At 58.6% G+C, this 9111-nt stretch carries 8 protein-coding genes and 1 pseudogene; 3 read left to right on the top strand and 6 right to left on the bottom strand.

Annotated elements, in window-relative coordinates; translation table 11 throughout:
* The first annotated feature begins 218 nt into the window (after nt 1-218).
* Nucleotides 219-914, top strand: a complete 696-nt coding sequence (locus L8H52_RS29930) for an HAD-IA family hydrolase (protein ID WP_026000652.1) — start codon at nt 219-221, stop codon at nt 912-914.
* Nucleotides 915-988: 74 nt separating this feature from the next.
* Here L8H52_RS29930 and L8H52_RS29925 read toward each other — a convergent pair whose 3' ends face one another.
* Nucleotides 989-1735: a 3-oxoacyl-ACP reductase family protein gene (locus L8H52_RS29925; protein WP_016985737.1), complete on the bottom strand. Its 747-nt coding sequence runs from the start codon at nt 1733-1735 to the stop codon at nt 989-991.
* A 127-nt stretch (nt 1736-1862) separates the two neighbouring features.
* Here L8H52_RS29925 and L8H52_RS29920 point away from each other — a divergent pair, with 127 nt between their 5' ends.
* Complete coding sequence (locus tag L8H52_RS29920; RefSeq protein WP_242210109.1) at nt 1863-2789, top strand: LysR family transcriptional regulator; 927 nt, start codon at nt 1863-1865, stop codon at nt 2787-2789.
* Nucleotides 2790-2909: 120 nt separating this feature from the next.
* Here L8H52_RS29920 and L8H52_RS29915 read toward each other — a convergent pair whose 3' ends face one another.
* The 4 genes and pseudogenes from L8H52_RS29915 to L8H52_RS29900 all read right to left on the bottom strand — a co-directional run bounded on the left by L8H52_RS29915 (nt 2910) and on the right by L8H52_RS29900 (nt 6544).
* Entirely contained in the window at nt 2910-3638 is a 729-nt protein-coding gene (locus L8H52_RS29915; RefSeq protein ID WP_095047763.1) for an aspartate/glutamate racemase family protein, read from the bottom strand.
* Between the two features lie 55 nt (nt 3639-3693).
* Nucleotides 3694-5232, bottom strand: coding sequence for an NCS1 family nucleobase:cation symporter-1 (locus L8H52_RS29910; protein WP_242210110.1), 1539 nt, complete (start codon nt 5230-5232; stop codon nt 3694-3696).
* 458 nt (nt 5233-5690) lie between these two features.
* Nucleotides 5691-5801: pseudogene (locus L8H52_RS30560) on the bottom strand (metal ABC transporter ATP-binding protein); the annotation flags it as partial.
* An 8-nt stretch (nt 5802-5809) separates the two neighbouring features.
* Nucleotides 5810-6544, bottom strand: a complete 735-nt coding sequence (locus tag L8H52_RS29900) for a phosphoadenylyl-sulfate reductase (RefSeq protein WP_242210111.1) — start codon at nt 6542-6544, stop codon at nt 5810-5812.
* A 165-nt stretch (nt 6545-6709) separates the two neighbouring features.
* Between L8H52_RS29900 and thrH the strand changes: the two genes are divergently transcribed.
* Nucleotides 6710-7327: a bifunctional phosphoserine phosphatase/homoserine phosphotransferase ThrH gene (thrH, locus tag L8H52_RS29895; protein WP_242210112.1), complete on the top strand. Its 618-nt coding sequence runs from the start codon at nt 6710-6712 to the stop codon at nt 7325-7327.
* A 131-nt stretch (nt 7328-7458) separates the two neighbouring features.
* On the opposite strand, the gene pabB is transcribed toward thrH, so the two are convergent.
* Nucleotides 7459-8802 carry an aminodeoxychorismate synthase component I gene (gene pabB / locus L8H52_RS29890; protein WP_242210113.1) on the bottom strand — a complete coding sequence of 448 codons (1344 nt, stop codon included), beginning with the start codon at nt 8800-8802 and terminating at the stop codon, nt 7459-7461.
* Between the last annotated feature and the right edge of the window lie 309 nt (nt 8803-9111).

The raw sequence follows: 9111 nt of genomic DNA, 5'->3' as shown, positions 1-9111 counted from the left end.
ACGAGGACTTTGCGGGGGATCAATCGGGAAAGAAGTCGGGCGAGTAGGCGTTATCTGTAGGATGTTTCGCTAAATGCTCGCGAGTAGTTCATCGGCTCAAAGAACATTGCCCGTTGCTCAATGTCTGCCACGCTCGTTATGCTGCTGAACCCTTTAATCAGATCCGCGTAGCGGCGCCAACTGTGCCGCCCGGGATGTCTTTGTTAACGGATCCGATGATGAATGCACCGCTGAAGGCGTTCGGCCCGATCAAGGCCGTGATTTTCGATATGGACGGTTTGCTGCTGGACACCGAAGGCATTTATACCGAGGTCACCTCGCTGATTGCCCAGCGTTACGGGCGCACCTTCGACTGGAGCGTCAAGCAGAACATCATTGGTCGTGGGGCCAACGATCTGGCCAATTACGTGGTGCAGGCACTGGATCTGCCGATCACCGCCGAAGAATTTCTGGTGATCCGCGAACCACTGATGCGTGAGCGTTTCCCAACAGCGCAAGCGATGCCGGGTGCCGAGGAGCTGATTCGCCACCTCAAGGCGCACAATATTCCAATCGCAGTGGGCACCAGTTCGTCGCGTCAATCGTTTGGCCAGAAAACCACGCTGCACCGCGACTGGTTTGCGCTGTTCGATTTCATCGTCACGGCGGACGATCCGGAAGTCGGCGCGGCCAAACCGGCGCCCGATATCTTCCTGACCGCTGCCCGTCGTTTGGGTGTCGCGCCTGAAGATTGTCTGGTGTTCGAGGATTCGCCGTTTGGCGTGACCGCAGCGAAAGCCGCAGGCATGACCGCGATTGCGATCCCCGATGCTGCCATGGCCGATGAAAAGTATGCACACGCTGACGGGATTCTGCGCACACTGAAAGCGTTTACTCCGAGTGCTTGCGGCTTGCCGGCGCTGGAATGGGCGTAAGCTTCTGACACAAAAAAACGCCGCCCCTCTGTAACAAGAGGGGCGGCGTTTTTTGTTCAGTCGACTCAGATAAATCAGGCGCCGAAACCACCGTCGATGGTCAGGCTGGCACCGGTAATGTAACCGGCTTCCGGGCCTGCCAGATAAGCGACGAAGCTGGCGATTTCTTCGGCTTTACCGTAACGACCCACTGCCATCAGCGGGATCAGGCTTTCGGCGAAGTCACCGTGGGCCGGGTTCATGTCGGTGTCGACCGGGCCTGGCTGCACGTTGTTGACGGTGATACCGCGTGGGCCGAGGTCGCGGGCCAGGCCTTTGGTCAGGCCGACCAGTGCTGATTTGCTCATCGCATACACACCGCCGCCGGCGAAGGGCATGCGGTCGGCGTTGGTGCTGCCGATGTTGATGATGCGTGCGCCTTCGCCCATGTGCTTGGCGGCTTCCTGCGAGGCGATGAAGACGCTGCGAATGTTGATCGCTACGGTCTGGTCGAAGTCTTCGAGTTTGAAGTCTTCCAGCGGTGCGACGGCCAGCACGCCAGCGTTGTTGACCAGAATGTCGAGGCGGCCAAAGGCTTCGACTGTGGCGCTGACGGCGTGGCGAATGGCGGCGGCATCAGCGCTGTCAGCCTTGATCGCCAAGGCTTTGCCACCGTTGGCGGTGATGCTGTTCTGCAATTCTTCAGCTTTGGCGGTGGAGCTGACGTAGGTGAAGGCTACTGCAGCGCCTTCCGCGGCCAGGCGTTTGACGATGGCTGCGCCGATACCACGGGAACCGCCTTGAATCAGAGCAACTTTGCCGCTGAGGTGTTGAGTGGTCATGTTCGATCTCCAGAGTGATCAAGGCGGGAATGCCTTGGTATTGGTGCCGAGTATCGGCGTGGTATCGACAACTGTGTAGACCATGATTGCTATAGTCTGTGTAAACCAGAAGTTTATAGTGGCGATCATGGAAACCTTCAGCAGCATTGAATGCTTTGTGCGCAGTGCCGAAGTCGGCAGCTTTGCCGAGGCCGCACGACGTCTGAGCCTGACCCCGGCAGCGGTCGGCAAAAGTGTGGCCAAACTCGAAGTGCGGCTGGGCGTGCGGTTGTTCCAGCGTAGTACACGCAGCCTGACGCTGACCGAGGCCGGGCAACTTTTCCTGGATCAGGTCAGTGGCAGTCTGACGACGATTCAAAATGCCGTGGCCAATCTGTCCAGCGTCGAAGGGTTGCCGGCGGGGACGCTGAAAGTCAGCATGGGCGCAGCGTTTGGCTGCCTGCATATCGTGCCGATGCTCGGTGAGTTTCTGCGACGATATCCGGCGATCAATCCGGACTGGCATTTCGATAATCGACAGGTCGATCTGATCGGACAGGGCTTCGATGCGGCTATCGGCGGTGGCTTCGAACTGCCGCAAGGCGTGATCGCACGCAAACTGAGCCCGGCGCACCGGATACTGGTCGCGTCCACCGACTATTTACAGGCCAATCCCGAGATCATCGAGCCGGATGACCTCCGCCATCACGACGGCATTCTGATCCGTTCGCCGCAAACCGGACGCGTGCGTTCCTGGCAATTGACCGGGCGCAATCCACAGAACTGTCGACCGTTGGTGCTCAAGGCGCGAATGACCCTGAGTGATTCCGAAGCCGCTTGCAGAACGGCGGCGCAAGGCTTGGGGATTGCGCTGGTGAGCATGCCGTTTGCGGTGGGGTATCTGGAGGCGGGGACGTTGCAGCGGGTGCTGCCGGACTGGTTTGTCGATGATGGCAATATTTCGATTTACTACGCCGAGCATAAGTTGTTGCCGGGGAAGACTCGGGCGTTTGTGGATTTTTTGATTGAGCAGTTTGCTGATAGAGGGTTGGCGCGGCGGTTCAGTGCTATTTGAGCAAGGCATCAGACCGAGGTGTGGCCTTCGCGAGCAGGCTCGCTCCCACATTTGGAATGTATTTCCCCTGTGGGAGCGAGCCTGCTCGCGAATGGGTCGACTCGGTTTCCGAGGATGACCTCAGCGGGCAAAACGCCCCGGCCAACCAATAATGTTTTTCGGCCGTGGCGTCGCATAAGTCCGCACTTTAGAAGTCGACAAGCGCAACCGCACCAGCGATTCCGCAATCGTCACCGCCGCCGTCACCCCATCCACCACCGGCACTCCGGTACGTCGACGAATCTGCTCATCCAGCCCGGCCATGCCACCGCAACCCAGGCAGATCACCTCGGCTTTGTCCTGCGTCACCGCCAGTTCAGCCTGATGCACGATCGCTTCCAGCGCACGCTGCGGCTCGTGTTCCAGCTCCAGAACGGCCAGACCACTGGCCCGCACCGATGCACAACGATCCCACAGCCCGGAGAGTTTCAGCCGATCCTCAATCAATGGCACGGTGCGATCCAGCGTGGTCACCACTGAATACGCGTGGCCGAGAAACATTGCCGTACTCGCTGCCGCATCGGTGATATCCACCACTGGCACATTGAGCAATTCCTGCAAACCTTCACGGCCATGTTCGCCGTAACCGGCCTGAATCACCGCATCGAACGGCTGATCGTAAGCCATCACCCGATCCATCACCGCGATGGCCGCCAGGTAGCTTTCAAAATTTCCTTCAATCGAATCGGCGCCAAAGTACGGCGTCAAACCGACAATTTCTGTTCCGGGTGAGGCAACGGCCTGCGCCGATCGGGCGATGGCCTCAGTGATGGACTCGGTGGTGTTGACGTTGACCACGAGAATACGCATGGGGAAATCCTTATTGCGGGCAGTTCTGCGGCCCGAAATCCGGGCCGCGAGGAAGTTAATGGCAGACGTTGTCGACAGCGATCGATTCGCCGCTGACGTCGGCGTAGTGCGGCTGGCGCTTGGCGATGATCAGATAAAGCATTCCGGCGATGCCGGCACCGATCAGCCAGGAGAACGGCGAAACACTGTGGAAACCCGGTACCAGTGCCAGGACGATGGCGATCAGCGCCGCAGGAATAAACGCCGCCACCGCACGGAAATTGACGCCTCGGCTGTAGTAATAAGCGCCGTTGGGATCTTCGCTGTAGAGCTGCGGGACGTTGATCCGACCTTTGCGGATCAGCCAGTAGTCGACCATGATCACGCCGTACAACGGGCCGAGCAGGGCGCCGAGGCCGGACAGGAAATACACGATTACCAGCGGGCTGTTGTAGAGATTCCACGGCAGGATCAGCACCGCGATGGTCGCACTGATCAGCCCGGCGCGGCGGAAGGTCAGGTACTTCGGCGCCAGGTTGCTGAGGACGAACGCCGGGGCGACGAAGTTGGCCATGATGTTCACCGCCACGGTAACGATCAGGAACGCCAGGCAACCGAGCACCAGGAAGAACGTGTTGGGAATCGAGGCGATGATTTCGGTCGGGCTTTCAATGATCCGGCCATTGATCTGAAATTGCGCGCCGCAGAGCAGGACAGTAATCGCGGCGAACACCAGAATATTCACCGGCAAACCCCAGAAGTTTCCTACCTTGATGGTCTTGCGGCACGGCGAAGAACGGGCGAAATCGCAGAAGTTGAGAATCAGCGTGCCGTAGATCGCCAGCCACAAGGCGCCGCCAGCGAAGATGTTGCGCCACATCTCGCCACCGGTCAGCGGCTCGCGAGTCGACCAGGCGATGGTCGCGTTGGCCTGGAAGTACATCCACGCGGCGAGGGCGGCGACGGTCAGCAGAATCACCGGTCCGGCAAACGCTTCGTAGCGACGCACCATTTCCATGCCGTAGGCGAGGATCGCCAGTTGTACGAACCAGATCGCCACGAAGCACACCCAGCCAAGCGTTGACAGACCAAGGATCGAATCGTGGTCGTATTCGGCAAAACCGGGATGCACTGCTGTGAGCAACACGCGGAACACCACCGAGGCGAGATACGTCTGAATCCCGAACCAGGCAATGGCGATAACCGCCCGGATCAGTGCAGGAATTTGCGCGCCGTGAATGCCGAAACTGATCCGGCTGATGACAGGAAACGGCACACCGGTTTTCTGCCCCATGTAGCCGGACAGGTTCATGAAGAAATACACCAGCGCCGCGCCAATCCCCAGCGACAGCAGAATCTGCCAGCCACCCAGGCCCAAGGCATACAGCCCAATGGCGAAGGAATAGTTGGCGATGTTGTGCACGTCGTTGGTCCAGAGGGCGAAGATGCTGTACTTGCCCCAGCGCCGACCTTCGGCCTTGGTCGGCGCGAGGTCGCTGTTGTGCAGGCGAGGACTCAGTTGTAACGGTTCGCTCAGGCCGTCATCGGGTAACGGTCGGTCGAGGGCAGAGGCGGGCAGATTCAGCGCGATGTTGTTGGAGAGACTTGTACGCATTCCGGCAGGCTCCTGATGTTCAGGGCCGCGATGACTGTGCATGAGCGGTCAGGCTCGACATATCTTCGTCGCGGCAGTGAAAACATCACTGGTTACGGGGCATCTGCAGCCTGTACGGGATAGGGCGCTTCAGGCTTGCGGATCGAAAGTGTGTATGTTTTGCAGTTTTGTATACAAAACATGTATGCACTAAAGCCAGATTTGTGCCAGTTAGCGATCTATGGACAGCGTTGCTCATTTCGAAAAGTTATCGAGGCGGGCTAAGTGTTTGAAAATAAGTGGTTAAAAATTGACCGGTTGAACAGGTATTTATTTTTGGAAGGGGATTTGGAAGGACGGCGAGGGAGAGGAATTTTCAGGCGGGATGTAACTTTTCAGGGCGCGGAAACAAAAAAGTGCACACATAAATGGCACCGATGGTGACATTCGTGTGTACACATTTTTAGAATCGCTAAAGGAACTTGTGGGAGCGAGCTTGCTCGCGAATGCGGTATATCAGTGACGTAATTCAGTGACTGACACGACGCTTTCGCGAGCAAGCTCGCTCCCACAGGGAATGGCGTAACAATTCAGGAGGTTACGCCTTGCTGATGATATTGCCCGCATGCAACCCGCATTCTTTCTGCGTCGCCTCTTCCCACCACCAACGCCCCTCGCGCTCATGCTGATTCGGCAGGACAGGGCGGGTGCACGGTTCGCAGCCGATGCTGATGAAGCCGCGCTCATGCAGGCTGTTGTACGGCAGTTCGAGCATGCGGATGTAACCCCAGATCTCTTCGCTGGTCATCTGCGCCAACGGGTTGAACTTGTACAGGGTGCGCTCCGGCGTGGAGAACGCGGTGTCGATTTCCATCGCTGCCACGGCGCTGCGAGTGCCAGGGCTCTGGTCGCGGCGTTGACCAGTGGCCCAGGCTTTGATGCCGGACAGCTTGCGGCGCAACGGTTCGATCTTGCGGATGCCACAGCATTCGCCGTGGCCGTCCTTGTAGAAACTGAACAGGCCTTTTTCCTTCACGAACGGTTCGAGTTTCGTGTAGTCCGGGGACACCAGTTCGATGTCGATCTTGTAGTGCTCGCGCACTTGATCGATGAAGCGATAGGTCTCCGGGTGCAGGCGACCGGTGTCGAGGCTGAACACCTTGACGTTCTTGTTGAGCTTCCAGGCCATGTCCACCAGCACCACATCCTCGGCGCCGCTGAAAGATATCCACAGATCATCGCCGAACTCGGCAAACGCGAGTTTGAGGATATCTTGCGCGGATTTGTTGGCATAGGTCGTGGCGAGTTCCACGACATCGAACGTTGCACTCATCAGGGCGGCTTCCTACAGGTCGGTGGCGCTGGGCGCTCTATATGGCGCTGATGGTAACAAAAAGCTGCACGGCTCGGGGACGTACTGTGCGTTGCGCGTGTGGATGTGAGTCGCTAGAGTTCGGCCTCGCTCGACTCAAATAATCAATACAAACGGGAGTGTCTTGTGGAAATTGCTTGCCTGGATCTTGAAGGGGTGTTGGTGCCGGAAATCTGGATCGCCTTCGCCGAAAAAACCGGAATCGACTCCCTCAAGGCCACCACCCGGGACATTCCCGATTACGACGTGCTGATGAAGCAGCGTCTGCGCATCCTCGATGAGCACGGCTTGAAGCTGTCGGATATTCAGGAAGTGATCGCCACATTGAAGCCGCTGGACGGCGCAGTGGAGTTCGTCAATTGGCTGCGTGAGCGCTTTCAGGTGGTGATTCTGTCGGATACGTTTTATGAGTTTTCGCAGCCGCTGATGCGTCAACTGGGCTTTCCGACCTTGCTTTGCCACCGTCTGATTACTGACGAAACCGGGCGAGTGACCAGCTATCAGTTGCGTCAGAAAGATCCGAAGCGCCAGTCGGTGCTGGCCTTCAAGAGTCTGTATTACCGGGTGATTGCGGCGGGAGATTCGTATAACGATACGACGATGCTGGGCGAGGCGGATGCGGGGATTCTGTTCCATGCGCCGGATAATGTGATTCGCGAGTTTCCGCAGTTTCCGGCAGTGCACAGCTTTGCCGAGTTGAAGCAGGAATTCCTCAAGGCCTCCAACCGCGACCTCAGCCTGTAAGCCTGGCTACCTGATGATCATTCCCACGCTCTGCGTGGGAATGCCTCAACGGACGCTCCGCGTTCGGCTTTGGATGGGACGCGGAGCGTCCCGGGCTGCATTCCCACGCGGAGCGTGGGAACGATCATTCCTCAGAGGTTCTGCAGGGTTTCGAGGAGGATTCTGACTTTAGTGATCGACTCCTGATACTCAGCCTGCCAGTCCGAATCGGCAACAATCCCGCCACCGCCCCAGCAACACACCTGCCCATCCTTGACCAGCAGACTGCGAATGGCGATGGAGCTGTCCATCTCGCCGCGCACGTCCAGGTACAGCAACGAGCCGCAATACAAGCCACGCCGGGTCGGCTCCAGTTCATCGATGATCTGCATCGCGCGAATCTTCGGCGCGCCGGTGATCGAGCCGCCGGGAAAGCTGCCGGCGATCAAGTCCAGTGCATCGCGATCCTCCGCCAATTCACCGGTCACACTGCTGACCAGGTGATGCACGTTCGGATAGCTTTCCAGGCTGAACAGCTCCGGCACTCGCACCGAACCGATGCGGCAGGTGCGGCCGAGGTCGTTGCGCAGCAGGTCGACGATCATCAGGTTTTCTGCGCGATCTTTGGGGCTGGCCAGCAGTTCGGCGGCGTTCGCGGCATCTTCGACGGGCGTCAGACCACGGGGGCGGGTGCCTTTGATCGGCCGGGTTTCCACCTGACGTTTGCTGACTTTGACGAAGCGCTCGGGTGACAGGCTCAACACGGCGCCGCCGTCGGGCAGGCTCTGGAAACCGGAAAACGGTGTCGGGCAGGCTTCGCGCAATTTGCAGTAAGCCAGCCACGGGTCGCCCTGACACGACGCACGGAAGCGTTGGGCGAAGTTGACCTGATAGCAGTCGCCGGCCTGGATGTAATGCTGAATGCGTTCGAACGCCTGACGGTAATCGTCGGCCGAGAGATCGGCGGCCATCGGCTTGTTCAGTTTGAACGGGGTCAGTGCACTGGCGACTGGCTGCGTGAACAACGCAATCAGCCGCTGTTTCTCGCTATCGATCACCGACGGGTGGAAGACCAATTGACTGGTGGCCGACTGGTGATCGCTGATCAGTGCCCAGTCGTACAGGCCAAAACGTGCATCCGGCAACTGCAGATCATCGCGGGCCTGGCTCGGCAGGTTTTCCAGATGCCGGCCGAAGTCGTAGCTCAAGTAACCGATCAAACCGCCAGCGAATGGCAGCTCGAAACCCGCTGGTAAATCAGCCTCACCGAGGCGATTCAGATTGTCACGGAGACGTTGCAGGAAATGGCTGCCGCTCTCGTCCGGCAACACCGCCAGTTGTTCCAGCGGCCAGGCGCTGAGCAGGTCATAACGGCCACGGTCAGCGCTCGGGCGGCCACTGTCGAGCAGCACGGCGCCGGGCGCGTTGCGGATGGCCGCAAAATAGTTGGCGGGATTGGCGCGATAGGGCAGGGGATGTACGGAACAGGTCAACATGGGCGGGGCAGATCGGCCGTTGAGGCGGGGTGGGGATTGTAGTCCTCTCCGATGCCAGATCAAAGTCAAAAGCCTCCCCCTCACCCCAACCCTCTCCCCCAAGGGGGCGAGGGGGAAAGGGGGCCAATCTTCATGCTTTTCAAAGCCTGAGTTTGACTCGAAATTTCGGAAAGGGGGCCGATCTTCATGCTTTTCAAGATTCGGGTTCGGCTCAATATCTCAAGCTGGCGAGGGGAAAGGGGGCAGATCGGGGGCTTTTCAAGACTTGAGTTCGACCCAAAACGTGCAAGTCGGCGTACCTCGAGCATC

The sequence above is a fragment of the Pseudomonas sp. CROZ-RG-20F-R04-15 genome (assembly GCF_022662375.1).
Taxonomy (GTDB): domain Bacteria; phylum Pseudomonadota; class Gammaproteobacteria; order Pseudomonadales; family Pseudomonadaceae; genus Aquipseudomonas.
Note: the sequence above shows the minus strand (reverse complement) of the source record. Positions and strands in the feature narration are given on the sequence as shown.